Origin of the sequence: Pseudomonas sp. WS 5079 (assembly GCF_012985465.1) — a bacterium.
Lineage (GTDB): Bacteria > Pseudomonadota > Gammaproteobacteria > Pseudomonadales > Pseudomonadaceae > Aquipseudomonas.
On the sequence record NZ_JAAQWN010000001.1, the window covers coordinates 290,794 to 317,114 of the forward strand.

Annotated in this window: 18 protein-coding genes; 15 read left to right on the top strand and 3 right to left on the bottom strand. The window is 62.5% G+C overall.

What is annotated here, in order from left to right; all coding sequences use genetic code 11:
• Window positions 1-23: 23 nt before the first annotated feature.
• On the top strand, window positions 24-365 hold the full coding sequence (locus HBO05_RS01360) for a cupin domain-containing protein (protein ID WP_169951558.1): 342 nt from the start codon (window positions 24-26) through the stop codon (window positions 363-365).
• A gap of 60 nt (window positions 366-425) precedes the next feature.
• Window positions 426-1,505: a polyamine ABC transporter substrate-binding protein gene (locus tag HBO05_RS01365; RefSeq protein ID WP_169951560.1), complete on the top strand. Its 1,080-nt coding sequence runs from the start codon at window positions 426-428 to the stop codon at window positions 1,503-1,505.
• Window positions 1,506-1,814: 309 nt separating this feature from the next.
• On the opposite strand, the gene HBO05_RS01370 is transcribed toward HBO05_RS01365, so the two are convergent.
• On the bottom strand, window positions 1,815-2,609 hold the full coding sequence (locus tag HBO05_RS01370) for a helix-turn-helix transcriptional regulator (protein ID WP_169951562.1): 795 nt from the start codon (window positions 2,607-2,609) through the stop codon (window positions 1,815-1,817).
• Between the two features lie 213 nt (window positions 2,610-2,822).
• Here HBO05_RS01370 and HBO05_RS01375 point away from each other — a divergent pair, with 213 nt between their 5' ends.
• From HBO05_RS01375 to HBO05_RS01420, 10 genes are all read left to right on the top strand, one after another.
• A complete protein-coding gene (locus HBO05_RS01375) occupies window positions 2,823-4,187 on the top strand; it encodes an APC family permease (RefSeq protein WP_170041433.1) in 1,365 nt (454 codons plus the stop codon).
• A 9-nt stretch (window positions 4,188-4,196) separates the two neighbouring features.
• The gene (locus HBO05_RS01380) at window positions 4,197-5,294 is read left to right on the top strand and encodes a P1 family peptidase (protein ID WP_170041432.1); all 1,098 of its coding nucleotides are present in this window, start codon (window positions 4,197-4,199) and stop codon (window positions 5,292-5,294) included.
• 425 nt (window positions 5,295-5,719) lie between these two features.
• Entirely contained in the window at window positions 5,720-7,168 is a 1,449-nt protein-coding gene (locus tag HBO05_RS01385; RefSeq protein WP_172311358.1) for a serralysin family metalloprotease, read from the top strand.
• 66 nt (window positions 7,169-7,234) lie between these two features.
• Window positions 7,235-7,609: an AprI/Inh family metalloprotease inhibitor gene (locus tag HBO05_RS01390; RefSeq protein ID WP_169951571.1), complete on the top strand. Its 375-nt coding sequence runs from the start codon at window positions 7,235-7,237 to the stop codon at window positions 7,607-7,609.
• A 177-nt stretch (window positions 7,610-7,786) separates the two neighbouring features.
• A complete protein-coding gene (locus HBO05_RS01395) occupies window positions 7,787-9,538 on the top strand; it encodes a type I secretion system permease/ATPase (protein WP_172311360.1) in 1,752 nt (583 codons plus the stop codon).
• Window positions 9,535-10,857: an HlyD family type I secretion periplasmic adaptor subunit gene (locus HBO05_RS01400; protein WP_169951575.1), complete on the top strand. Its 1,323-nt coding sequence runs from the start codon at window positions 9,535-9,537 to the stop codon at window positions 10,855-10,857. The genes HBO05_RS01395 and HBO05_RS01400 overlap by 4 nt, the downstream gene beginning before the upstream one ends.
• A gap of 2 nt (window positions 10,858-10,859) precedes the next feature.
• Window positions 10,860-12,197: a TolC family outer membrane protein gene (locus HBO05_RS01405; protein ID WP_169951577.1), complete on the top strand. Its 1,338-nt coding sequence runs from the start codon at window positions 10,860-10,862 to the stop codon at window positions 12,195-12,197.
• A 135-nt stretch (window positions 12,198-12,332) separates the two neighbouring features.
• Complete coding sequence (locus HBO05_RS01410) at window positions 12,333-15,257, top strand: autotransporter serine protease (RefSeq protein ID WP_172311851.1); 2,925 nt, start codon at window positions 12,333-12,335, stop codon at window positions 15,255-15,257.
• A 30-nt stretch (window positions 15,258-15,287) separates the two neighbouring features.
• Complete coding sequence (locus tag HBO05_RS01415; RefSeq protein ID WP_172311362.1) at window positions 15,288-18,419, top strand: autotransporter serine protease; 3,132 nt, start codon at window positions 15,288-15,290, stop codon at window positions 18,417-18,419.
• A gap of 101 nt (window positions 18,420-18,520) precedes the next feature.
• On the top strand, window positions 18,521-20,368 hold the full coding sequence (locus HBO05_RS01420; protein ID WP_172311364.1) for a polyurethanase: 1,848 nt from the start codon (window positions 18,521-18,523) through the stop codon (window positions 20,366-20,368).
• 44 nt (window positions 20,369-20,412) lie between these two features.
• Here the strand turns inward: HBO05_RS01420 and HBO05_RS01425 are convergent, their stop codons facing one another.
• Complete coding sequence (locus HBO05_RS01425; RefSeq protein ID WP_076960938.1) at window positions 20,413-20,637, bottom strand: YgdI/YgdR family lipoprotein; 225 nt, start codon at window positions 20,635-20,637, stop codon at window positions 20,413-20,415.
• A 188-nt stretch (window positions 20,638-20,825) separates the two neighbouring features.
• Here HBO05_RS01425 and HBO05_RS01430 point away from each other — a divergent pair, with 188 nt between their 5' ends.
• The 3 genes from HBO05_RS01430 (at window position 20,826) to HBO05_RS01440 (ending at window position 25,739) form a co-directional block, all read left to right on the top strand.
• On the top strand, window positions 20,826-22,475 hold the full coding sequence (locus HBO05_RS01430; protein ID WP_172311366.1) for a VRR-NUC domain-containing protein: 1,650 nt from the start codon (window positions 20,826-20,828) through the stop codon (window positions 22,473-22,475).
• Window positions 22,472-24,724, top strand: coding sequence for an ATP-dependent DNA helicase (locus HBO05_RS01435; protein ID WP_172311368.1), 2,253 nt, complete (start codon window positions 22,472-22,474; stop codon window positions 24,722-24,724). Before HBO05_RS01430 ends, HBO05_RS01435 begins: the two co-directional genes overlap by 4 nt.
• A 79-nt stretch (window positions 24,725-24,803) precedes the next feature.
• Window positions 24,804-25,739 carry an alpha/beta hydrolase gene (locus tag HBO05_RS01440; protein ID WP_170041425.1) on the top strand — a complete coding sequence of 312 codons (936 nt, stop codon included), beginning with the start codon at window positions 24,804-24,806 and terminating at the stop codon, window positions 25,737-25,739.
• Window positions 25,740-25,742: 3 nt separating this feature from the next.
• Here the strand turns inward: HBO05_RS01440 and HBO05_RS01445 are convergent, their stop codons facing one another.
• Window positions 25,743-26,174, bottom strand: coding sequence for a nuclear transport factor 2 family protein (locus tag HBO05_RS01445; protein ID WP_170041424.1), 432 nt, complete (start codon window positions 26,172-26,174; stop codon window positions 25,743-25,745).
• Between the last annotated feature and the right edge of the window lie 147 nt (window positions 26,175-26,321).

A 26,321-nucleotide genomic window follows, 5' to 3' on the forward strand; every position in this document is an offset into this window, starting at 1 on the left:
CTTCATTCACCACAGGTATGACCATGAGCATTACCCAGTTCAAAGACACACTAAACCGCCACCTGCCGGACTCAAGTCCGGTCGCCGTGCCCCTGGGCACCCCGGTCGCCGTGGCCTCCACCCTCAGTGTGGAACGCAATGATGGCGTCGAAACCGGCATCTGGGAATGCACCCCGGGCCGCTGGCGGCGCCAGATCGTGGCGCAGGAGTTTTGCCACTTTATCCAGGGCCGCTGCACGTTCACCCCCGATGACGGCGAAACCCTGCATATCGAAGCCGGCGATGCACTGATGTTGCCGGCCAACAGCACGGGGATCTGGGATATCCAGGAGACCGTGCGCAAGACCTATGTATTGATCCTCTAATCTTTTGATCCTTGATCGCCTGCCATAAAAACAGCCCTATAACCGCCAGGAAATCGAACCATGAGACCCATTGCCCTGTTGCCCTTGATGTTAGTGGCCTCCCTGACCCAGGCCGCCGAAACGGTGAAAATCTACAACTGGTCGAGCTACATCGCGCCGGACACCACCAAGAACTTCCAGAAGGAAACCGGGATCGGTTTCAGCTATGACGTGTACGACAGCAACGAGACCCTGGACGGCAAGTTGATGACCGGCAACTCGGGCTATGACGTGGTGTTCCCGTCCAACCACTTCATGGCCCGGCAGATCCAGGGCGGGGCCCTGAAAAAGCTCGACAAGAGCCAGTTGCCGAACTGGAAAAACCTCAACCCGGTGCTGCTCAAGGCCCTGCAAACCAACGACCCGGGCAATGAGCATGGCTTCCCGTACCTGTGGGGCAGCACTGGCATCGGCTACAACATCGACAAGGTCAAGGCTGTGTTGGGCGAGGATGCGCCGGTCGACTCCTGGGACTTGATCTTCAAGCCCCAATACATGGAAAAACTCAGCAAATGCGGGGTGGCGATCCTCGACAACGGCCCGGAACTGCTGCCGATCGCCCTGAACTACCTGGGCTTGCCCCATCACAGCAAGAACCCCGAGGACTATAAAAAAGCCGAGGCGCTGCTGATCAAGGTGCGGCCGTACATTGCCTACTTCCACTCCTCGAAATACACCGGCGACCTGGCCAACGGCGACATCTGCGTGGCGGTTGGCTTCTCGGGTGACGTGCTGCAGGCCGAAAGCCGCGCCAAGGAAGCCAAGAATGGCGTGAAGATTGGCTACAACATTCCCAAGGAAGGCGCTGCGATCTGGTTCGACATGGTCGCCATGCCCGCCGACGCCCCGGATGAAAAGGCCGGCTATGCCTTCATGAACTACCTGCTGCGCCCGGACGTGATGGCCGACATCACCAACTTCGTGCACTACGCCAACGGCAACAGCGCCGCCGACAGCCTGGTAGACCCGGTGATCAAGAGCGACACCAAGGTGTACCCGAGCGAAGAAATGATGGGCAAGTTATTCGCCCTTGAAGCCATGCCGATGAAGATCGACCGCATTCGTACGCGGATCTGGAACACCATCCGTACCGGGCGCTAGATACCTGTGACTGATCTACCGCCATCGCGGGCAAGCCCGCTCCTACAGGGGATCTCGGTTGGGCACAGGACTTTGCACACCACACACCAACTGTAGGAGCTGGCTTGTCGGGTCGCCGAATCGCTGCGATAGCGGTAGGCCAGTCAACACATCCTTACATGACCCACCGCCATCGCGGGCAAGCCCGCTCCTACACGAGATCTCGGTTGGGCACAGGACTTTGCACATACCACACACCAACTGTGGGAGCTGGCTTGTCGGGTCGCCGCATCGCTGCGATAGCGGTGGACCAGCCGATACATGGCCTCCCTATGGGTTATCCAGGTCATGCCCCAACGACTGGATAAACAACGAAAACAGCTCCGGCTGCGACGAGATATCCAGCTTGGCGTAGAGGTGCCGGCGATGCACCTTGACCGTGTCCGGCGAGATGCTCAGGCGTTCGGCCATGGCCTTGGACGAGAACCCGCGCAATACCAGGCGGGCGATTTCCAGTTCGCGCTCGGACAACACCCCACTGCCAAAATGGCTCAACGCATCGCGGATCTGGCTGGCCATGGCCGCGCCGGCCGGTGCGCGCTGGGTGCTCTGCTGCCAATGTTGCTGCATCAAGGGCAGCACCCACGCCGCCAGCAGTGTCAGTAGCCCGGTTTCCGTGGCGGTAAACACGCGCTGCATCCCCAACGACAACGACAAGGTGCCCACCCCGGGCAGTTGCAGGATGAATTGCACCTCATCCTCCAGCACGTTGTCGTGAAAGTAATTGAGGAAGTACTCACTCTGGCGGAAATGGTCCGGCGCCACCTCTTCGAGGCGATACACGCCACTGGCGTAACCTTCGCGGCAGGCCTGGAAGAACGGGTCGAGCAAGTACAGGCCATTGAGGTACACCAGCATCGACGCCGGCTTGCTGGTGGGCTGCGCGTCGTATTCCTCCAGCGCCTGGGGCGGCCCATCCATCGGGTAGAAGATCGCCAGGGCGTTATCGAAGGCCAGGTTCTGGTGCAGCAGCAACACCAGTTGCTTCCAGAAACGCTCGGTGCCAATTTGCGACACGGTGCGACCCAGGCCCGCATGCATGCCGATTTCCCTGAACAGGCTCATGTGATGGGTTCCGATGGCTGAAAGATCGGCCAAGGGTTCGGCTTTTGCACGAGCCCGTCAAGGGGAGTACTCCAATAGGGGAATTGGCGGGCGCCGGCACAGCGCCTAGATTCCCTGGCATTCAGCGGGAAACATATCCCGCACCCGCTTTCCCTTTTTCGTTTCTGCCTCAACCAGCTTTCCAATAAAAAGAATAACCATGAGGATAACGACATGAGCGCAACCCCCGCACCCGATGGCGTGCTGAAACCTACCTTGAGTGTGTTCGATGTGGTGGCCATTACCGTTTCGGCGGTAACTCCGGCCAGTTCCGTATTTGTGATTGCACCGTTTGCGATCCAGCAAGCCGGCAGCGGGGTGTTCCTGGCGTTTGTGATGGCTGGGCTGCTGGCGCTGATGTTCGCCTTTTGCTACGCGGAGCTTGGGCGCGCCCATAACAGTGCCGGTGGCGAGTATGTGTATGCCAAGCGCGTGTTCGGCGGCATGGCCGGCTACGCGACCTTCCTGACAGTGCTGGTGATGCTGTTGTTTATCCCGCCGGTGCTGGCCACCGGCGCGGCGACCTACCTCAACAACGCCCTGGGCACGACATTCGATTCACAAACCGTGGCCCTGGTGATTGTGGTGTGCAGTTACGCCCTGGGCATTCTCAACATCAAGCTCAACGCCTGGATCACCGGCACCTGCCTGCTGCTGGAAGTGGCGGCGTTGCTGGTGATCGTATTTATTGGCTTCGGCAACCCGGTGCAGCCGGCCAGTGTGCTGTTCCAACCGCAGATCGTCGAAAACGGCGTGCTGCACCTGGCGCCCTGGGCGCTGGTGATCGGCGCGGTGGGCATCGGTCTGTTCTCGTTCAACGGCTACGGCCCGGCGGTGCTGCTGGCCGAAGACATGAAATGCGGCGGCAAGGGCGTGCACAAGGCGGTCCTGTGGTCCCTGGGCCTGGTGGTGGTGATCGAGTTGGTGCCGATCACCGCGCTGTTGATCGGCGCGCCCTCCCTGAGCGAGATGATCAGCAGCCCGGACCCGATCGGCTACCTGCTGACCAGCCATGGCAATGAAACCCTGTCACGCCTGGTCAGCGCCGGGATCTTCCTCTCGGTGTTCAACGCCATCGTCGCCATCGTGATTCAGATCGGCCGGGTGGTGTTCAGCAGTGGTCGCGATGCGCTGTGGACGCCGACCATCAACAAACTGTTCACCCGCATCCACCCGCGCTGGGATTCGCCATGGCTGGCCACGCTGTTCCTGGCGATACCTTCGGCACTGCTCAGCTTCAGCTCCAACCTGGCAGACCTGACGTCCTTCAGTGTGTTGTTGATCATGCTGGTGTACCTGATCGTGGCCCTGAGCGCGCTGATGAGCCGGGTGCTGTTGCGCGACCGCGAGCACCCGTACCGCATGCCCCTGTGGCCGGTGCCGGCGTTGCTGGCCGTGGCGGGCGCGGGTTATCTGTTGTTTACCTTGTTTATCGCGGCCTCCATGCGCGACATCATGATTATCATCGGCCTGTTGGCAATGTCGGTGATCCTCTATTGCATCAGCGGCCGGTCGAGTCCGGCGTTTCAGAAACTGTAAGGAGTGGTTATGCGCGCACGTCAATTGGGCATTACGTTGGGGTTGGGCACGCCCGGCGAATTGAATGCGATTACCGACGTCCCCGGGGTTCGGGTCGGCCACAGCACGCTCAAGGAGCAGATCGACGGCAAGCAGGTGCGCACCGGGGTCACATTGATCCAGCCGCGGGCCGGTGCGGCGCGGCTACAACCGTGTTTTGCCGGGTACCACGTGCTCAATGGCAACGGCGACGCCACGGGCCTTGAGTGGATCGGCGAAGCCGGGCTGCTGACCACGCCCCTGGCGATCACCAACACCCACAGTATCGGCATTGTGCGCGACACCCTGATTGCCCTGGAGCGCGACAGCCTGGCGGACCCGGCGGTGTACTGGTGCATGCCAGTGGTGATGGAAACCTACGACGGCCTGCTCAACGATATCTGGGGCCAGCACATCGGCCCCGAACATGTGCTGCAAGCCATGGCGAGCGCGGAGTCCGGCCCGGTGCAAGAGGGCGCCGTGGGCGGCGGCACCGGGATGATCTGCCATGAGTTCAAGGGCGGCATCGGCAGCGCCTCGCGCAAGCTGGCGGTGGAGCAGGGCGGCTGGACCGTTGGCGTGCTGGTGCAGGCCAACCACGGCAAGCGCCAGGAGCTGCGGGTGGATGGCTATCCGGTGGGGCGCCACCTGATGGACATTGCCTCGCCGTTTGCCGACCGGGGCACCCCGGGCATGGGCTCGATCGTGGTGATTATCGCCACCGATGCACCGTTGCTGCCGCACCAGTGCCAGCGCCTGGCGCAACGCGCATCCATCGGCATTGCCCGCACCGGCGGCGGCACCGAGGACTCCAGTGGCGATCTGTTCCTGGCGTTTGCCACCGGCAATCACCACCTGCCGCCGGCAGATTACGGGCGCAAGGACTTGCCCCTGAGCACAACCTTGAGCATGGTCAATAACGATCATATTTCGCCCTTGTTCAGCGCCGCGGCCGAGGCGGTGGAAGAGGCGATCATCAACGCGATCCTCGCCGGGGAAGACATGACCACCGCCGATGGCGTGCTGGTGCCGGGGCTGGATGGGCAGACGCTGCTGGAGGCGCTGCGCCAGACGGGCTGGCGTGGGTAAGCTTGAGGCCGCTATCACCTTGTAGGTGCCGGCTTGCCGGCGCTGGCTGTCAATAATAAAACAGTGGCTATTTAATATTTGCGAATGACACGGTGGCACTTTTAAAGTGCCGCCCAATCAATATATTGGATCCATTACGCAATAAGTGTGACCCGTCTGGCATTTAATTATTTAGCACTATTTAATATTTAAATAGCCGATTCTCCGTCACTCGCCCCAAAACAAAGAATATAAACACTTAATTCCCAATGTTTGCAGCCGTTATTCCGTCCATGAACTTTTCCAACAAAAAAATCACTGGACGTGTGATTTCGAATTGTGTCAGTTTTCTTTCGCCTTCATAAGAGGCGAGTGATAGGACGATCTCGCCCGAGAGCGTCATATCGGACAAAAACTGTTCCACTTGCAAACAAGGAAGTACGTTTATGTCGAAAGTAAAAGACAAAGCTATTGTCTCGGCAGCTCAAGCAAGTAGTGCCTATTCACAAATCGATAGCTTTAGCCATTTGTATGACCGTGGCGGCAACCTCACGGTCAATGGCAAACCTTCGTTCTCTGTCGACCAGGCAGCCGACCATTTGCTGCGCGAAAACGCGGCATACCGGGACGTTGACGGCAACGGCAGGATCGATCTGACCTACACCTTCCTGACCCAGGCTTCCTCGGCGACCATGAACAAGCATGGTATCTCCGGGTTCAGCCAGTTCAGCAACCTGCAAAAAGGCCAGGCCGTACTGGCCATGCAATCCTGGGCCGATGTGGCCAATGTCACCTTCACCGAGAAAGCCTCGGGCGGCGACTTCCACATGACCTTCGGCAACTACAGCGCAGGCCAGGACGGCGCCGCGGCCTTTGCCTACCTGCCCGGCACCAATGAGAAGTACTACACGAGCGGCACGGATGGCACCTCGTGGTACCTGATCAACAACAGCTACACCGCCAACATCAACCCTGGCCTGAACAACTACGGGCGCCAGACCCTGACCCACGAGATCGGCCATACCCTGGGCCTGGATCACCCTGGCGACTACAACGCCGGGACCGGCAACCCGTCCTACAAGGACGCGGACTACGGCCAGGACACCCGTGGCTACAGCGTCATGAGCTACTGGGGTGAAAACAACACCAACCAGAACTTCACCAAAGGCGGGGTCGAGGCTTATGCGTCCGGCCCACTGATCGACGATATCGCGGCGATCCAGAAGCTCTACGGCGCCAACTTCAACACCCGTGCCGGTGACACCACCTACGGTTTCAACTCCAACACCGGGCGTGATCACCTCAGCGCCACGTCCAATGCCGACAAGCTGGTGTTCTCGGTGTGGGACGGCGGTGGCAACGACACCCTGGACTTCTCCGGCTTTACCCAGAACCAGAAAATCAACCTCAACGAGACTTCGTTCTCCGACGTGGGCGGCCTGGTGGGTAACGTGTCGATCGCCCAGGGCGTGACCGTGGAAAACGCCTTCGGCGGCTCGGGCAACGACCTGCTGATCGGCAACGCAGTGGCCAACACCCTCAAGGGTGGTGCCGGCAATGACCTGATCTACGGCGGTGGCGGTGCCGACAAACTGTGGGGCGGTGCGGGTTCGGACACCTTTGTGTTCGGTGCCAGCTCTGACTCCCGGCCAGGTGCGGCGGACCAGATCCTCGACTTCACCTCAGGTTCGGACAAGATCGACCTGACCGGCATCACCAAGGGCAGCGGCCTGCATTTCGTCAACGCCTTTACCGGCGCTGCCGGTGATGCCGTGCTGACCTACGCCTCGGGTACCAACCTGGGCACGTTGGCGGTGGACTTCTCCGGGCACGGCGTGGCGGATTTCCTCGTCACCACCGTGGGCCAGGCGGCCTATAGCGACATCGTGGCTTGATCAAGGCGTAACGAAGGGCGGCGCCCCGGCGCCGCTCTTTCCTTGCAACAGTCCCGTAAACGGGTAATGGTGATGACTATTTTTCGCAATGCAATCGCCTGGGTGATCCCGGCATTGCTCGTGTCGGCAGGAGCCAACGCAATGGCAAGCAGTCTTGTTTTACCCAGCACCGCGCAACTGGCTGGGCACTGGCAACTACACCAGCAGGAGCAGGTGTGCGAGCTGGATCTGATCGCCCAGCCCAATAGCCTGGCGGGTGATATTGAGTGCGCGCAACAGTGGCTGGGGCAAAAACCCCTGACGTGGCTGCCCACCCCGGATGGCATCTGGCTAATGAATGCCGAGGGCACCGGTATTACTCATTTGAATCGGCAGAAAGAAGGCGAATATACCGCGCGTTCTGCTTCGGGATTAGAGCTGTTACTGCAACGCACACAATAATTAACTATTACGGTTATATGCTTATAACTACCAGGTATAGAGCTGTTTGTTGGTCGTGACCTATATCCACCTGTCACTTCCAGCGCATTAAACACTATTGAAATAGTTGCCCGCCCCATCCATTGGGGCGCCCGGCAGACTATCGCGCGTATTCCAGCCCAGGGAAGATCAGGCAACATGGCGAAGACCACTCCCACTGCACCACTGTTTAAAGCCCTCGGCGATTATAAAAGTATCCTGATCAGCGTCGGTTGCTTCACCGCGCTGATCAATCTGTTGATGCTGGTGCCGTCCATTTACATGCTGCAAGTGTATGACCGGGTCCTGTCATCGCAGAACGAAACCACCTTGGTGATGTTGACCCTGATGGTCGTAGGTTTCTTTGCTTTTATCGGCACCCTGGAAGTGGTGCGCAGCTTTATCGTGATCCGCATCGGCAGCCAATTGGAGCGCCGCTTCAACTTGCAGGTATACAAGGCCGCCTTCGAGCGCAACCTGCAACGGGGCGAAGGCCATGCTGGGCAATCGCTCGGGGATTTGACCCATATCCGCCAGTTCCTCACCGGGCCGGCGTTGTTTGCGTTCTTCGATGCGCCGTGGTTCCCGATCTATTTGCTGGTGATCTTTTTGTTCAACGTGTGGCTGGGGGTGTTGGCCACGGCCGGCGCCGTGCTGTTGATCGCCCTGGCATGCCTGAACGAATACCTGACCAAAAAACCCTTGCGCGAAGCCAGCGGCTACTCGCAGCAGTCCACCCAATTGGCCACCAGCCACTTGCACAACGCCGAGACCATCCAGGCCATGGGCATGCTGGGGGAGCTGCGCAGTCGCTGGTTCCAGGTGCATTCGCGGTTTCTCGGCTTGCAGAACCAGGCCAGCGACACCGGCTCGGTGATCAGCTCCCTGAGCAAATCCCTGCGCCTGCTCCTGCAGTCGTTGGTGTTGGGGCTGGGTGCGTTGCTGGTGATCAAGGGCCAGATGACCGCCGGGATGATGATTGCCGGCACTATCCTGATGGGCCGGGTGTTGAGCCCGATCGACCAGTTGATTGCGGTGTGGAAGCAATGGAGTTCGGCCAAGCTGGCCTATCAACGCCTCGATGAGCTGTTGCAGGAGTTCCCGCCCGGGGCACAGGCCATGGCGTTGCCGGCGCCCAAGGGCCAGGTGAGTTTCGAACAGGTCAGTGCCGGGCCGCCAGGGCGGCGGGTGGCGACTTTGCATCAGGTCAGCTTCAACCTTGCGGCCGGTGAAGTACTGGGGGTGTTGGGGGCCTCCGGGTCCGGCAAGTCGACGTTGGCGCGAGTGCTGGTGGGCGTGTGGCCGACCCTGGCGGGCACGGTGCGCCTGGACGGCGCCGATATCCATCGCTGGGACCGCGACGACCTCGGGCCCTATGTCGGCTACCTGCCCCAGGACATCGAGCTGTTCAGCGGCAGCATCGCCGACAACATCGCGCGCTTTCGCCAGGCTGACCCCGAGTGGGTGGTGCAAGCCGCGCAGCAAGCCGGGGTGCATGACCTGATCCTGCGTTTGCCCCAGGGCTACGACACGGTGTTGGGCGACGACGGCAGCGGCCTGTCCGGTGGGCAGAAACAACGGGTGGCCCTGGCCCGCGCACTGTATGGCGGGCCGCGCCTGATCGTGCTCGACGAACCCAACTCCAACCTCGACACCGTGGGCGAGGCCGCCCTGGCCAGCGCCATCATGCAGATGAAAGCCCAGGGCAGCAGCGTGATCCTGGTGACCCACCGCTCCTCGGCCCTGGCCCAGGCCGACAAGCTGTTGGTACTCAACGAAGGCCGCCTGCAAGCGTTTGGCCCCAGCCAGGAGGTGCTGCGGGCGCTGTCCGGGCAAGCGGAGCCACCCCGTGAAAAGGCCGGCGTCAGCTTGAACCGTCAATATCCTGCGGCAAGGAATCCAGGCCAATGAATACCGATAACAGCCTGCCACTCGAGCAGACCTTTCCCGAGCGCGATGCGCGCTTTTTCTCCCGCCTGGGCTGGGTGATGACGGTGGTTGGCGCCGGCGGATTCTTCCTCTGGGCCAGCCTCGCGCCGCTGGACCAGGGGATCCCGGTGCAGGGCACGGTGGTGGTGTCCGGCAAGCGCAAGGCCGTGCAAACTCTGAGCCCCGGCGTGGTCAGCCGGATCCTGGTGCGCGAAGGCGAGGTGGTCAAACAGGGCCAGCCGTTGTTTCGCCTCGACCCGACCCAAAGCCAGGCCGACGTGCATTCCCTGCAAGCCCAATACCGCATGGCCTGGGCCAGCGTCGCCCGTTGGCAGAGCGAGCGCGACAGCTTGCCGGCGGTGGCCTTTCCGGCTGAACTGAGTAGCGCCCCCGATCCTGCGCTGGCGTTGGTGCTCGAAGGCCAGCGCCAGCTGTTCAGCAGCCGGCGCGACGCCTTTGCCCGCGAGCAATCCGGGATCCGCGCCAGTATCGAAGGCGCCAGCGCCCAGCTCAACGGCATGCGCCGCGCCCGCACCGACCTCAGCGCCCAGGCGCAATCTCTGCGTGATCAACTGGCCAACCTGCAACCCCTGGCCGACAACGGCTATATCCCGCGCAACCGCCTGCTGGAGTACCAGCGCCAACTGTCCCAGGTGCAGCAGGACCTGGCGCAGAACAGCGGCGAAAGCGGGCGCCTGGAGCAGGGCATCCTCGAATCGCGCCTCAAGTTGCAACAGCACAGCGAGGAGTACCAGAAGGAGGTCCGCAGCCAGTTGGCCGACGCGCAACTGCGCAGCCTGACCCTGGAGCAGCAACTGACCTCTGCTGGCTTTGACCTGCAACACAGTGAAATCAACGCGCCGGCCGATGGCATTGCGGTCAACCTCGGCGTGCATACCATCGGTGCGGTGGTGCGGGCCGGGGAGACCCTGCTGGAAATCGTGCCCCAGGACACGCGCCTGGAAGTGGAAGGGCGCCTGCCGGTGAACCTGGTGGACAAGGTCGGCAGCCATCTGCCGGTCGATATCCTATTCACCGCCTTCAACCAGAGCCGTACACCCCGGGTGCCGGGGGAGGTGAGCCTGATCTCCGCCGACCAGTTGCTCGACGAAAAAACCGGTGCGCCGTATTACGTGCTGCGCACCACGGTCAGCGATGTCGCCCTGGAAAAACTCCAGGGCCTGGTGATCAAGCCCGGCATGCCCGCCGAGATGTTTGTGCGCACCGGCGAGCGCTCGCTGCTCAACTACCTGTTCAAGCCGCTGCTCGACCGTGCCGGCTCGGCGTTGACCGAGGAATGAGCATGAAACCAGTGTTCATCGCCTTGCTTATGGCGTGCAGCAGCGCCCAGGCCGCCATGGGCCCGTTCGATGTGTATGAACAGGCGCTGCGCAACGATCCGGTGTTCCTCGGTGCAATCAAGGAGCGTGACGCCGGCCTGGAAAACCGCACCATCGGCCGCGCCGGCCTGTTGCCAAGGCTGTCGTACAACTACAACAAGGGCCGCAACAACTCCCAGGCCAACCTGCCCGATGGCCGTGGCGGCCACTATCACGACGACCGCAACTACAACAGTTTCGGCTCGACCTTCACCCTGCAACAGCCGCTGTTCGACTACGAAGCCTATGCCAACTACCGCAAGGGCGTGGCCCAGGCGCTGTTTGCCGACGAGAGTTTTCGCGACAAGAGCCAGGCGCTGTTGGTGCGGGTGCTGACCTATTACACCCAGGCACTGTTCGCCCAGGACCAGATCGACATCGCCCGGGCCAAAAAGAAGGCCTACGAGCAACAGTTCCAGCAGAACCAGCACCTGTTCCAGCAAGGCGAGGGCACGCGTACCGATATTCTGGAGGCCGAGTCCCGTTACGAACTGGCCACCGCCGAAGAAATCCAGGCGCTCGACGAGCAGGATGCGTCACTGCGCGAACTGGGGGCGCTGCTCGGCGTACAGAGCGTCGATATTGCCGACCTGGCGCCTCTGAACCACGACTTTGCTGCCTTCACCCTGGCCCCGGCCAACTACGACAGCTGGCACGAACTGGCGCTGACCAACAACCCGACCCTGGCCTCCCAGCGCCAGGCCGTGGAGGTGGCGCGCTATGAGGTGGAACGCAACCGCGCCGGGCACTTGCCGCGCATCACCGCGTACGCCAGTTCGCGCCAGCAGGAGTCCGACAGCGGCAACACCTACAACCAGCGCTACGACACCAACACCATCGGCATTGAAGTCAGCGTGCCGTTGTATGCCGGTGGCGGCGTCGCGGCGTCCACCCGCCAGGCCAGCCGCTCCATGGAGCAGGCCGAATATGAGCTGGAGGGCAAGACCCGCGAGACCCTGATCGAGCTGCGGCGCCAGTTCAGCGCCTGCCTGTCGGGGGTGAGCAAGCTGCGCGCCTATCAAAAGGCCCTGGCCTCTGCCGAAGCGCTGGTGGTGTCGACCAAGCAAAGCATCCTGGGTGGCGAGCGGGTCAACCTCGATGCCCTCAACGCCGAACAGCAGCTGTACAGCACCCGTCGCGACCTGGCCCAGGCCCGTTACGACTATTTGATGGCCTGGACCAAATTGCACTACTACGCGGGCAACCTGCGCGACACCGACCTGGCCAAGGTCGACGAAGCCTTCGGCCCGGCCCAACGCTGACCCTGTAGGAGCCGGCTTGCCGGCGATAAGGCCGTTGAGCCCGCCATCGCCGGCACGCGCGCTCCTACAGGCTGATAAACACAATAAAAAGAGGAAGTCTGGGTGAACGCAAAACAACGAAGCTATCACTGCGTCATGCTGTGTGGCCTGGCCAGCCTGGGTACCGCCCAGGCCGCGCCCTATGTGGAGACCGGCAAGCTGGGCGACCCCGCCAGTTGGCGCTCGACGGAATACCAGCGGGACTGGGGCCTGGGGCGCATGCAGGCCGATCAGGCTTACGCCGCGGGGATCAGCGGTGCCGGGGTGAAGATCGGTGCGCTGGACTCGGGCTTTGATGCCAGCCACCCGCAAGCCTCCCCGGAGCGCTTCCACCCGGTGACCGCCAGCGGCACTTATGTGGATGGCAGCCCGTTTTCCACCACCGGCGCCCTGAACCCCAACAACGACTCCCACGGCACCCACGTCACCGGCACCATGGGGGCGGCGCGGGACGGCAGCGGCATGCATGGCGTGGCCTACAACGCGCAGATTTATGTGGGCAACACCAACGCCAACGACAGCTTCCTGTTTGGCCCGACGCCCGACCCCCAGTACTTCAAGGCGGTGTACAGCGCCATGGTCGATTCCGGGGTGCGCGCGATCAACAACAGCTGGGGCAGCCAGCCCAAGGATGTCAGCTACCAGACCCTGGGCGACCTGCACGCGGCCTACGCCCAGCACTTTAACCAGGGCACCTGGCTGGACGCCGCCGCCGATGTGGCCCGCGCCGGGGTGATCAATGTGTTCAGCGCCGGCAACAGCGGCTATGCCAACGCCAGCGTGCGCTCGGCCTTGCCTTACTTTGAACCGCAGCTGGAAGGCCACTGGCTGGCGGTGTCCGGCCTGGACAAGGCCAATAACCAGAAATACAACCAGTGCGGCATCGCCAAGTACTGGTGTATTGCCACCCCGGGGGCGCTGATCGACAGCACCGTTCCTGGCGGCGGCTATGGGATCAAGTCCGGCACCTCGATGTCGGCACCCCACGCCACTGGTGCGTTGGCGCTGGTGATGGAACGCTACCCGTACCTGAACAACGAGCAGGCCTTGCAGGTGTTGCTGACGACGGCCACGCAGCTGGACGGTTCGGTGACCGACGCGCCGAACGCCAAGGTCGGCTGGGGCGTGCCGGACCTTGGCCGGGCGATGCATGGGCCGGGGCAGTTGCTGGGTGCCATGGACGTCAATCTGGCGGCCGGGCAGGGCGATGTGTGGAGCAATGGCATCTCCGACAAGGCGCTGCTGCAACGCCAGGCCGAAGACAGCGCCGAGCGCCTGGCTTGGCAACAGACCGTGCAGGACAAGGGCTGGGGAAATGGTCCGGGGGTCGGCGCCAGCCAGCAGGAACAGACCGACTACGCAGTGGGTATGGCCCGGGATGCGGCGGCGGCCCAGCGCATTTACCAAGGCAGTTTGATCAAGTCCGGCGCCGGTAGCCTGGTGCTCAGCGGCGACAGCACCTATCGCGGCCCGACCACGGTCAATGGCGGTGTGTTGAAGGTCGAGGGTGCGCTGACCTCGGCGGTCACGGTCAACCCTGGCGGGACCTTGGGCGGCTCCGGGCGTATCGGCGCGTTGCAGGCCAATAGCGGCAGCGTGATTGCGCCGGGCAATTCCATCGGCACCTTGAATGTGACTGGGGATGTGCGCTTCGACGCCGGGTCCACCTATGCGGTGGAGCTGTCGAATGCCAGCAGTGATCGCATTGTCGCGGGCGGCAAGGCCACCCTCAACGGCGGCACCGTGACCCTGGCCCTGGAAAACAGCCCGACCTTGCTCAGCCAGCCCCAAGCACAAAGCCTGGTCGGTCGCCAGTACAACATCCTGCAGGCGGCGGGTGGGGTCACCGGCAGTTTCGGTGCGGTATTGCCCAACTACCTGTTCCTCGGTGGCAACCTCGACTACAGCGCCAATGGCGTGCAACTGGCCATCGCGCGCAATGACGCAAGCTTTGCCAGCGTCGCGGCGACCCGCAATCAGCGCGCCGTGGCCGCTGCAGCCGAGCAGTTGGGGGCCGGCAACCCGGTGTATGAAAGCGTGCTGAGTGCCGACTCCAGTGTGGTGGCCCGCCAGGCCTTCCAGCAGTTGTCCGGCGAGATCTACCCGGCAGTCGGCGCGATGTTGATCAATGACAGCCGCCATGTGCGCGATGCCGTCGGTGAGCGCCTGCGCCATGTGCCTGCCACCGGCGAAAGCAACCTGTGGATCAAGGCCCTCGGCGCCTGGGGCAAGGCCGACAGCAGCAGTGAATATGCTGGTTACACCCGCTCTATCGGCGGCATGCTGCTGGGGGTCGATGGTCAATGGGACGAACAGACCCGCGTCGGTGTGATGGCGGGCTACAGCGACAGTTCGCTGAACATGGGTGATGGCACCCATGCGTCGGCCGATGTCGACAGCTATCACCTGGGCACCTATGCCGGGCGTGAGCTGGGCAACTGGCGTGTGAGTGTGGGCGGCGCCTACAGCTGGCATCGCGGCGATGTGCAGCGCGACCTGCAATACGCTGACGTCAGCGCCAAGCAAAAAGCCAAGCTGGATGCGCGCAGCCTGCAGGTGTTCACCGAGGCGGCCTACCGCTTGGACCTGCAAGCGCTGGCCCTGGAACCGTTTGCCAACCTGGCCTATGTGCACCTGGACAGCGAAAGTTTCCATGAGAAAGGCGATGGCGCCGCCCTGCAACGGGGCAGTGATCGCCGCGACGCGACCCTCGGCACCCTGGGCCTGCGCGCTCTCAAGACCCTGCCTCTGAATGACCGCCAGCAGTTGGAACTCTCCGGCTCGCTCGGCTGGCAGCACAGCCTCACGCCGGTTGAATCCGAGGAACACCTGGCGTTCGTCGCAGGCGGCCCCTCGTTTGCCGTGCGCAGCACACCGCTTCAGCGCGATGCCGCGCTGGTGGGCTTGAAGGCCAGCCTGGCACTGAGCGACACCACACGGGTCAACCTCGACTACAGCGGCCAATTGGGTGCGAAGGAGAGCAACCAGGGCGTGGGCCTGAGCCTCGACTGGCAGTTCTGAAGCGCGCCAACAAAAAGAACAACAAACGCAATGAAACTAAGGAAGGTCACCGTGAACGCAAAACAACGAGGGTTTCACTCCGCCATCCCAACAGGCCCGGGCTACCCGCTCAAGGCCTTGAGTCGCGTGCCATACGGCGCGTTGCTGTGTTGCCTGGCCAGCCTGGGTACCGCCCAGGCCGCACCCTACGTCGAAACCGGCAAGCTGGGGGATGTCGCCAGTTGGCGCAGCAATGAGTTCAAGGCCGATTGGGGCCTGGGCGCAGTCAATGCCGATGTGGCATATGCCGCCGGTTACAGCGGCAAGGGCGTGAAGCTGGGGATTTTCGACCAGCCGGTATACGCCCTGCATCCTGAGTTCTCCAGCCCGGGCAAGGTACAGACCCTGGTCACTGAAGGGATCCGCCAGTACACCGACCCGTATATCCCGGTGAAGGCCGGTGACCCGTTCCGCTACGACGGCACACCGTCCCTGGGTTCCAACGGCAAGCTGGGCGACCACGGCACCCATGTCGGGGGCATTGCCGCCGGCGACCGTAACGGCGGGCCGATGCACGGCGTGGCCTACAACGCACAGATCCTCAGCGCCGAAAACGGCGACCCCGGCCCCGAAGACGGGATCATCCTGGGTAACGACGGTGCGGTGTACCAGGCCGGTTGGGACAGCCTGGTGGCCAACGGCGCACGCATCATCAATAACAGCTGGGGCATCGGCATTGGCGATCAGTTTGCCAAGGGCGGCAAGGACCCGGCGTTCCCCCATTTTGCTCTCAGCGATGCGCAGGCGCAGTTCGACCAGATCAAGCCGCTGTTGGGCACCGCACCAGGCGGGGCTTATACCGGGGCGATCAACGCGGCGCGCAGCGGGGTGCTGACGATCTTCGCAGCCGGCAACGACTACAACCTGAACAACCCCGATGCGATCTCCGGCCTGGCGTATTTTGTGCCCGAGATCGCGCCCAATTGGCTGTCGGTGGCCGCATTGCAACGCAACCCGGATGCCAACAGCCCCAACCCCTATGTGATCAGCACCTTCTCGTCGCGCTGTGGCTATGCCGCCAGCTTCTGCGTGTCGGCGCCGGGCACGGCGATCTACAGCTCGGTGATGGTGGGTACCACGGTCGATAACATGACCCTGGGCTGGAACAACAAAAACGGCACCTCTATGGCTGCGCCCCATGTGGCAGGCGCGGCCGCCGTGTTGATGGAGCGTTTCCCGTACATGAGCGGCGAGCAGATTTCCACGCTGCTCAAGACCACCGCCACCGACCTTGGCGCACCGGGCATCGACGCACTGTACGGCTGGGGCATGATCAACCTGGGCAAGGCGGTCAGCGGACCGGGAATGTTTATCACCGCCGAGGATATCCCGGCCCAGTTCCGTATCGACGGTGGCTATGGCAGCGGCCAGTTTGTTGCGGACTTGCCGGGGGTTGGGGCGGTGGTTGACGCCGGCAAGCCCACCCAGCGCGTGTGTGACGATGTGCACTGCGGGCGGGATGTGTGGAGCAATGACATTGCCGGTCACGGCGGCTTGACCAAGCAGGGCATTGGGACGCTGGTGCTGACCGGCAACAACACCTACAGCGGGCCAACCGTGGTCAATCAAGGCCTGTTGGCGGTCAATGGCTCGCTGGCATCGCAAGTCACGGTGAGTAACAGCGGGGTGTTGGGCGGCTCCGGCAGCATCGGCGCGCTGCACGCGAAAAGCGGCGGTACGGTCGCGCCGGGTAACTCCATCGGCACCTTGAACGTGGCTGGGGATGTCAACTTCGACGCGGGTTCTACCTATGCGGTGGAGCTGTCCACTATCAGCAGCGACCGCATCGTCGCCGGTGGCAAGGCCACCCTCAACGGCGGCACCGTGACCCTGGCCCTGGAAAACAGCCCGACCTTGCTCAGCCAGCCCGAGGCGCAAAGCCTGATCGGTCGCCAGTACAACATCCTGCAGGCGGCCGGGGGAATTACCGGCAGCTTTGCCTCGGTACTGCCCAACTACCTGTTTGTCGGCGGCAACCTGAACTACGGCGCCAACGGCGTGCAGTTGGATGTTGCGCGCACGGCCAACAGCTTCGCCAGCGTCGCGGCGACCGATAACCAACGCGCGGTGGCGGCGGCTGCCGAGCAACTGGGCGCGGGTAACGGGGTGTATGAAAGCCTGCTGCTGGCACCGAGTGCGGCCTCGGCGCAAGGGGCGTTCCAACAGTTGTCGGGGGAAATCTACCCAGCCCTGGAAACCGCGCTGGTCAATGACAACCGCTACCTGCGTGAAGCGGTGGGCGAGCGCCTGCAACAGGGTGAAATGGGCTCCTCGCCACCAACCATCGACACGCGCGGCAACGTCTGGGTCAAGGCCCTTGGCGCCTGGGGTAAAACCGACAGCGCCAGCGATACGGCGGGCTACACCACCTCCATCGGCGGCCTGCTGGCGGGTGTGGACGGTGCGCTGGACGAAGATACACGCCTGGGCCTGGTCGCCGGTTACAGCGATACCTCGCTGAACATGGGCGATGGCACCCATTCGCGGGCATCGGTGGACAGCTACCACTTTGGCGCCTATGCCGGTCACGACATCGGCGCCTGGCGCCTGAGCGGCGGGGCGACCTACAGCTGGCACCGCGCTGATGTGAAACGTGAGCTGCAATACGGCGAAGTCGCCGGCAAGCAGAAAGCCAAGGTCGATGCCCGTAGCACCCAGCTCTTCACCGAAGCGGCTTATCGCCTGAACCTGCAACCGCTGGCGCTGGAGCCGTTCGCCAACCTGGCCTATGTGCATCTGGACAGCGACGGCTTCAGCGAGAAAGGCGATGCAGCAGCGCTCAAGGGCGGCGATGACACCCGCGACCTGGTGCTCAGCACCCTCGGCGTGCGGGCGTTGAAGACCTTCAACCTCAGCGACCATCAGGCGTTGGACGTTTCCGGCACCCTGGGCTGGCAGCACAACCTCAGCACCACCGATTCCGAGCGCCACCTGGCGTTTGCTTCAGGCAGTACCGCGTTTGCCGTGGAAAGCTCGCCGATGGTGCGCGACGCGGCCTTGGTCGGCGCGCGCGCCAGCCTGGCGCTGACCAAGGATGCGCGGGTGAACTTCGACTACAACGGCCTGCTGGCCAGCAAGGAGAAAATCCACGGCGTGGGCTTGAGCCTCGACTGGGCCTTCTAAACACCGCAGCTCCAAACGGTGGGAGCAGGTTTGCTCCCACCGTTACAGCATTCCAACTGTTTTGGCTTTCTCGACAATTCCAACAAAAGAGAGGCAATACCATGGGTGTCTATGACTACAAAAACCTTACTACCGAGGACTCCAAAGCACTGTTCGCCGATGCCATGGCGATCACCTTGTATTCCTACCACAACCTGGATAACGGCTTTGCCGTGGGGTACCAGCAGCACGGCCTGGGCCTGGGTTTGCCGGCCACCCTGGTGCAGGCCTTGATTGGCAGCACCCATTCCCAAGGCGTGATTCCCGGGATCCCGTGGAACCCCGACTCGGAAAAGGCCGCCCTCGACGCCGTGCAAAAGGCCGGCTGGACGCCCATCAGCGCCAGCACCCTTGAGTATGGCGGCAAGGTCGACGCCCGGGGCACGTTCTTTGGCGAAAAAGCCGGTTATACCAGCGCCCAGGTCGAGGTCCTGGGCAAGTACGATGACGCCGGCAAACTGCTGGAAATCGGCATCGCCTTCCGTGGGACTTCGGGCCCCAGGGAAAACCTGATCCTTGATTCCATCGGCGATGTGATCAGTGACTTGCTGGCAGCGTTCGGTCCTGCGGACTATGCAAAAAACTACGCGGGCCAAGCGTTTGGCAGCTTGCTTGGCAAAGTCGCCGCGTATGCCAGTGCACAGGGGCTCAGCGGCCAGGATGTGGTGGTCAGCGGCCATAGCCTCGGTGGCCTGGCAGTCAACAGCATGGCGGATTTGAGCAACGACAACTGGGCGGGGTTCTACCAGGACGCCAACTACGTGGCCTATGCCTCGCCGACCCAGAGCAGCGGCGACAAGGTGCTGAACATCGGCTACGAAAACGACCCGGTCTATCGCGCCCTCGACGGCTCCTCGTTCACGGGGGCCTCGCTTTGGGCCCACGATAAACCCCACGAATCCAGCGCCGATAACATCGTCAGCTTCAACGACCACTACGCCTCGACGCTGTGGAACATCCTGCCGTTTTCCATCCTCAACCTGCCGACATGGATCTCCCATTTACCCACCGGTTATGGCGATGGCATGAGCCGCATCCTTGAATCCAAGTTCTATGACCTGACCAGCCGTGATTCGACAATCATCGTCGCCAACCTGTCGGACCCGGCGCGCGCCACTACCTGGGTGCAAGACCTCAACCGCAATGCCGAAGCGCACAAGGGCAGCACGTTCATCATCGGCAGCGACGGCAATGACCTGATCCAGGGCGGCCGGGGCAACGACTACCTGGAAGGCCGCGAAGGCAACGATACTTTCCGTGATGGCGGTGGCTACAACATCATGTTGGGCGGCAAGGGGTTCAACACCCTGGACCTGCAGCAGTCACTGAAAAACGTCGAGGTGGCCAACGACGGTGCAGGCACCCTGTATGTCCGCGACGGCCAAGGCGGCATCAGCATGACCCGTGACATGGGCGCGATAGTGAGCAAGGAAAGCTATCTGTTGCTGTTCAGCAAGGAGGTGACCCACAGCGTGACCGACAAGGGGTTGCTGGCGGGTAAGGACCTGACGGCCTACGCGGCGTCGCTCAAGGGCGATGCCGGTGCCAATGTGCTCAAGGCCGGCGATGGCGGGCAGTGGTTGTTTGGCCTGGACGGCAATGACCATCTGATCGGCGGCAAAGGCAACGATGTGCTGGTCGGCGGGGCTGGCAATGACCTGCTGGAAGCGGGCGGCGGGCGTAATACCTTCCTGTTCGACGGCGACTTTGGCCAGGACCGGATCCTGGGCTACCAGTCGACAGACAAGTTGGTGTTCATGGGGGTGGCGGGGGTGGACGGGCAGTACAACTACCTCGACCATGCCAAAGCAGTGGGCAGCGATACGTTGCTGACGTTTGGCGATAACTCGGTGACGTTGGTGGGGGTCGGGCTTGGCAGCCTGTCGGCAGAGGCGTTCGTCATCACCTGAAACAACCCGTAGGAGCCGGCTAGCCGGCTCCTACGGTTATGCGGTCAGTCTTCCTTGCGCACGGTTGCGACATCCGCCGCCTTGACCCGTACGCGCTTGCCGGCGATATCGGTGAATTCGTAGAAACCATCGGGTGTCTTGGCATTCGGCGTGTCTGTGGTCAGGTACTGAGTACCGTTCTGCAAGGTCACGACGGTCGGCGTCGAGCAACCGGCCAATGCCAGAAACGTCAGTACGGCCAGCGGCAGGCCCCAGTTCTTCATGTTCATAACCCTTACTCTCATCCTTCGAAAACCCCGTGCTCAACGGCTGCGGGCAACAAATGTTACGCGGATCCACCCCCATCTGATCACTTTTATGCAAAAAGTTGCGTGCGCCACTGATCTATTAGCCATTGCAACGCAAGCCTTGGGACGGCACTCTGTATGCATAACCAGTGTTTGTCCAAGTGCCCGTCATGTCCAATCCCCTCGAAGACCCGTTCTACTACCTGCATAACTTCCGGCAAGTGCTCGACTGGCTGGGGCAGCGCTATGCCGATGTGCTGGACGAACAGGAGCAGCGCTTCATGGCGCAGTTCGCCCAGTTGCCGCAACCGGCCCAGGCGTTGCTGGTGCGCATGGTGATGCGCAAGGGCGTGCATTTTCGGGCGAGCAAGCTCAACTACGGCGAGATCGGCCCGGTTGACGTGGCCGTGCAGCCGTTGCTGGCTTACGGTTGGGTCAGCGAGCAGGGGCTGCTGTCGCTTGATGAGCTGTGGGGGCAGTTGCAAAAAGGCGAGGTACTGCAAGCGTTCAAGCCATGGATCGAGCAGCCCAGGGGCAAGAAGTCCGATTGGCTGCCCGGCCTGTCCAGCCAATTCACCGAGCCGCGTACGTTTGCGCAGTGGTCCCCGCAGCTGGACGAGCGCCTGTACAGCCTCACGGTGATGGATCTATGTGAGCGCCTGCGCCTGATGTTCTTCGGCAACCTGTACCAGGACTGGTCGGAGTTTGTCTTGGCGGACCTGGGGATCTACACCTACGAAAAGGTCGAGTTCTGCGCCGAATCCCGCGGGCTGCGCCATCGCGACGATGTATCTGGCCTGCTGTTCCTGCACCAATGCCAGCAGACGTTCGAGGCGGGCGAACCGTTGGAGGCTGTGCTGGCGCAAATAGCCACCTTGGCCACCGATAACCCCTGGCTGGAAAAACGTCGGGCCAAGCTGTTGTTCCAGGTTGGCCAGCATTGCGAGCGGCTCGCCGAACTGGCCCTGGCCGAGGTGATCTACCGCGATTGTGCCTACCCCGGCGCTCGTGCACGGCTGATCCGCGTACTGGAGCGCCAGGAGGATTTCGCCCAGGCCATGGCCCTGGCACTGGAGGCCCAGGTCGCGCCACAAAGCGCGGCCGAGCAGCAGCACCTGTTGCGGGTTTTGCCGCGGTTGCGGCGCAAGCTGGGCGAGCCGGCGTTGCCCAAGCCCAAACCCCAGGTGATCCAGCGCCTGGACCTGGAACTGCCGTTCCCGCAACCGTTGGCGGCCGTGGAGTTCTGCGTGCAGGCGCATTTGGGAGATGAAGAGGGGCCGGTGCACTACGTGGAGAACACCCTGGTCAACTCGCTGTTCGGGCTGTTGTGCTGGCCGGCGATCTTCGCGCCGTTGCCCGGCTCGTTCTTTCACCCGTTCCAGCGCGGGCCGGTGGATTTGCACAGTGAGGACTTCCAGCAGCGCCGCGCCGAGCTATTTGCCGCGTGCCTGGACCAACTGCACGACGAGCGCTACAAAACCACGATCCGCCAGCGCTACGTCGAAAAGTGGGGGATCCAGTCGCCCTTTGTATTTTGGAATGTGTTGAGCGAAGAGCTGCTCGAGCAGGCGCTCGATTGCCTGCCCGCCGCGCACCTGCGGCACTGGTTCGACCGGTTGTTGTTGGATATCCGCGCCAATCGCGCCGGGATGCCGGACCTGATCCAGTTCTGGCCGGCGCAAAAAACCTATCGCATGATCGAAGTCAAAGGCCCGGGCGACCGCCTGCAGGACAACCAATTGCGCTGGCTGGAGTTCTGTAGCGAACACCAGATGCCGGTCACCGTGTGTTACGTACGCTGGGCGGAGCAGGGCGCTTGAGCTACACCGTTGCCGTACGGGCACTGTGCGAGTTCACGGCCAAGGTGGGTGACCTCGATCTGCGGTTTACCCCCTCGCCCAGTGCCCAGGAAGGCATGCTCGGCCATCGCACCGTGGCCTCCCGACGCAGTGCGCACTACCAGAGTGAAGTGGCCCTGGAAGGTCTCTACCAACAGTTGACCGTGCGCGGCCGCGCTGATGGCTATGATCCGGATCGCAATGTGCTGGAAGAGGTCAAGACCTACCGTGGCGACCTGGATGCGCAACCGGCCAACCACCGGCAACTGCACTGGGCCCAGGCCAAGGTCTATGGCTGGCTGATGTGCTGCAAGCTGGGGATACCTGAGATCGAGCTGGCGCTGGTGTATTTCGATATCGTCAGCGAGCGCGAAACCGTGATCCGCCAGGTGTGTGCGGTTGATGAGCTGGAGACGTTCTTCAATCGCCAGTGTGGGTTGTTCCTCGACTGGGCCGAGCAACAGGCACAGCGGCGCCTGGCCCGCGATACCGCGACCAAGGCCCTGGCCTTTCCCCACGCGGGCTTTCGCCTGGGCCAGCGGACCCTCGCCGAGTCGGTGTACAAGGCCGTCAGCACCGGACGCTGCCTGATGGCGCAGGCGCCCACGGGGATCGGTAAAACCATTGGCACGGTGTTCCCGGTGCTCAAGGCCATGGCGCCGCAGCAGTTGGACAAGCTGTTCTTTCTCACGGCCAAGACCCCTGGCCGCAAACTGGCGCTGGACGCGGTGCAGATACTGCACGCAAGTGCCGACCTGCCGTTGCACGTGCTGGAGTTGGTGGCGCGGGACAAAGCCTGCGAGCACCTGGACAAGGCCTGTCATGGCGATTCCTGCCCGCTGGCCAAGGGCTTTTACGATCGCCTGCCCGCCGCGCGCGAGGCGGCAGCCCAGGTGCGGCTGCTGGACCAGCGCCATTTGCGCGAGGTGGCACTGGCCCATGGGGTGTGCCCGTATTACCTGAGCCAGGAAATGGCGCGCTGGTGCGACATGGTGGTCGCCGACTACAACTATTACTTCGATTTTGGCGCAATGCTGTTTGGCCTGGCCCAGCTCAACCAATGGCGGGTCGCGGTGCTGGTGGACGAAGCCCATAACCTGGTGGAGCGGGGCCGCGCGATGTACAGCGCCGACCTCGATCAATTTGCCCTGAAGACCGTGCGCGACAGCGCACCCGAGCCGTTGCGCAAACCGTTGCAGCGGCTCAACCGTGAATGGAACGCGCTGCACAAAGAGCAGGTCACGGTGTATCAGGCCTATCCGAGCAAACCGGACAAGCTGTTGCAGGCCTTGGCCCTGTGCACCAGCGCCATGGGCGAGTATTTCAACGATCACCCGCAGGCGCTCACGGGCGAGCTGCAAGGCTTTTACTTCGAGGCCTTGCAGTTCGCCAAGGTGGCGGAGCTGTTCAACGAGCAGTTTATTTTTGATATCAGCCAGCGCGATCCACTGGCCAAGCGTCGCTTCTCGCGCTTGAGCCTGCGTAATGTGGTGCCGGCCGAGTTTATCCGCCCACGCTTGACGGCCGCCCGCAGCAGCGTGCTGTTTTCCGCGACCCTCAGCCCCCGGCATTACTACGCCGACCTGCTGGGCCTGCCGGCGGATACCGCGTGGGTCGACGTGGAATCGCCCTTCGATGCCGCACAGTTGCAGGTGCGCATCATCGACCGCATCTCCACGCGCTTTGTGCATCGCCAGGCGTCCCTGGCACCCATCGTCGCAGTGATCACCGAGCAGTTTGAACGCACGCCGGGCAACTACCTGGCGTTTTTCAGTAGCTTCGATTACCAGCAGCAAGTGGCGCAATTACTGGCCGAGCGGCATCCGTCGATCCCAACCTGGCATCAATCGCGGGGCATGACCGAGGCCGAACGCCAGGCGTTCCTTGACCAGTTCACCCAGCACAGCCAGGGCGTGGGGTTCGCCGTGCTGGGCGGGGCGTTCGGTGAGGGTATCGACTTGCCGGGCGCGCGCCTGATCGGGGCTTTTATCGCCACCCTGGGCCTGGCGCAACTCAATCCGGTCAACGAGCAAATGAAGCTGCGCATGGGCGCAATCTTCGGTGCGGGGTACGACTACACCTACCTGTATCCCGGGATCCAGAAGGTGGTACAGGCGGCCGGCCGGGTGATTCGCACCCAGCAGGACCAAGGGGTAGTGATGCTGATCGATGACCGTTTTGCCGAACCCAAGGTGCGGCCACTGCTGCCGCGCTGGTGGTCGGTGACCTGAGGTATTTGCCCCATCAATGATGCTGGCGCAGGCCGTACCGCTGGGGCAGTCTGCAGCAGTCCCCTGATGGAGCGGTGCGATGAGTGCTATCGAACAACAGACGATCCAGGTCAACGGTATTCAATTGTGCCTGCACATCGCCGGCCCCGAGAGCGGCCCGCCGGTGTGGCTGCTCCACGGCTTTCCCGAGTGCTGGCACTCCTGGCGCCAGCAGATACCGGCGCTGACTGCTGCTGGCTATCGCGTGTTCGTGCCGCAGATGCGCGGCTACGGGCACAGCAGCGCCCCCGCAGCCATTGCCGACTACGACCTGCTGACCCTGTGCGCGGATATCCAGGGTGCCATGGACCTGTTCGGGCATCACCGGGTGGTGATGGTCGGCCATGACTGGGGCGCGGTGGTGGCCTGGCACCTGGCCTTGTTGGAGCCGCAGCGCATCAGCGCCCTGGTCACGATGTCGGTGCCCTTCGCCGGTCGTTCCCGCAGGCCGGTGATCGAGATCATGCGCGAGCTGTATGCCGAGCGGTTCAACTACATCCTGTATTTCCAGGAGCCCGGCGTGGCCGAACAGGAGCTGGAGGCGGATATCGAGCGCAGCTTGCGCCTGTTTATGCAGGACCAGGATGTATTCCTGCAGCAGAAACCGGCCACGGCCACCTTGCTGGAAGGTGTTGCATTGCCTGGCGCCTTGCCCGCCTGGTGCAGCCAGCACGACCTGGATATTTATGTACAAACCTTCGCCAAGGGTTTTCGCGGGCCGTTGAACTGGTACCGCAACTTTGAGCGCAACTGGCAGCGCACCGAGTTCCTGGCGGGCCGGCAGGTGCTGCAACCGACGTTGTTCCTGATCGGCGACCGTGATCCTGTGGGAGTGTTTGAGGCCCATACGCTCAAGCGCATGCCCCAGGTGGTGCCGCAGTTGCAGCAGCAGGTACTGGCCAACTGCGGGCACTGGATCCAGGTGGAGCAGGGCGCGCAGGTCAACGCCCGGCTGCTGGAGTTCCTCGGGCGCTGAAGGTCAGCCCTTGGCCTTGGCCAGGAACGGCGCCAGGCGCCGGCCCATTTCTTCACCCAGGGCCTGTAGCCCGCTCAGGGGGCGGACCATCACTTCAAACTCGATGATTTGCCCCTGTTCGTTGAAGCGGATCAGGTCGATGCCCTTGAGCTGCTTGTCGCCCACCCGCGCGCTGAACTCCAGCACCACGTTGTGGCCGTCGGCGCTGGCCAGTTCGCGGTGGTACTGGAAGTCTTCAAACACGGTAAACACGGTGTTGAGAATCATCGACACCACGGGTGCGCCGGGGTAGGGGGTATGCGCCATGGGCGAGCGAAACACGGCATCCGGCGCCAGCAGTTCGGGCAGGGCTTTGAGGTCGGCAGTGGCCAGCATGGTGTGCCAGCGCTTTAGGGTATGGGCGGCCGGGCTGGATAATTGCAGAGCTTCGGACATGGTCTGTACCTGTTCTTATGAGTGTCTGGCAACCATAAGAGCAGCCGCGAGATGGGATCAATGATCCAAACTGACAGTTATATGCCTGGAACAAACATCGCGCCTGTGGGAGCGGGCTTGCCCGCGATGGCGGTGTATCAGTCGATA

Bases quoted from the DNA above. Each gene is read 5' to 3' on its own strand.
- HBO05_RS01425 (WP_076960938.1), bottom strand. From the start codon at position 20,637: ATGAACATGAAGAACTGGGGCCTGCCGCTGGCCGTACTGACGTTTCTG.
- HBO05_RS01420 (WP_172311364.1), top strand. From the start codon at position 18,521: ATGGGTGTCTATGACTACAAAAACCTTACTACCGAGGACTCCAAAGCA.
- HBO05_RS01385 (WP_172311358.1), top strand. From the start codon at position 5,720: ATGTCGAAAGTAAAAGACAAAGCTATTGTCTCGGCAGCTCAAGCAAGT.
- HBO05_RS01400 (WP_169951575.1), top strand. From the start codon at position 9,535: ATGAATACCGATAACAGCCTGCCACTCGAGCAGACCTTTCCCGAGCGC.
- HBO05_RS01430 (WP_172311366.1), top strand. From the start codon at position 20,826: ATGTCCAATCCCCTCGAAGACCCGTTCTACTACCTGCATAACTTCCGG.
- HBO05_RS01440 (WP_170041425.1), top strand. From the start codon at position 24,804: ATGAGTGCTATCGAACAACAGACGATCCAGGTCAACGGTATTCAATTG.
- HBO05_RS01390 (WP_169951571.1), top strand. From the start codon at position 7,235: ATGGTGATGACTATTTTTCGCAATGCAATCGCCTGGGTGATCCCGGCA.
- HBO05_RS01410 (WP_172311851.1), top strand. From the start codon at position 12,333: ATGCTGTGTGGCCTGGCCAGCCTGGGTACCGCCCAGGCCGCGCCCTAT.
- HBO05_RS01445 (WP_170041424.1), bottom strand. From the start codon at position 26,174: ATGTCCGAAGCTCTGCAATTATCCAGCCCGGCCGCCCATACCCTAAAG.
- HBO05_RS01380 (WP_170041432.1), top strand. From the start codon at position 4,197: ATGCGCGCACGTCAATTGGGCATTACGTTGGGGTTGGGCACGCCCGGC.
- HBO05_RS01395 (WP_172311360.1), top strand. From the start codon at position 7,787: ATGGCGAAGACCACTCCCACTGCACCACTGTTTAAAGCCCTCGGCGAT.
- HBO05_RS01360 (WP_169951558.1), top strand. From the start codon at position 24: ATGAGCATTACCCAGTTCAAAGACACACTAAACCGCCACCTGCCGGAC.
- HBO05_RS01370 (WP_169951562.1), bottom strand. From the start codon at position 2,609: ATGAGCCTGTTCAGGGAAATCGGCATGCATGCGGGCCTGGGTCGCACC.
- HBO05_RS01365 (WP_169951560.1), top strand. From the start codon at position 426: ATGAGACCCATTGCCCTGTTGCCCTTGATGTTAGTGGCCTCCCTGACC.
- HBO05_RS01375 (WP_170041433.1), top strand. From the start codon at position 2,823: ATGAGCGCAACCCCCGCACCCGATGGCGTGCTGAAACCTACCTTGAGT.
- HBO05_RS01405 (WP_169951577.1), top strand. From the start codon at position 10,860: ATGAAACCAGTGTTCATCGCCTTGCTTATGGCGTGCAGCAGCGCCCAG.
- HBO05_RS01415 (WP_172311362.1), top strand. From the start codon at position 15,288: ATGAAACTAAGGAAGGTCACCGTGAACGCAAAACAACGAGGGTTTCAC.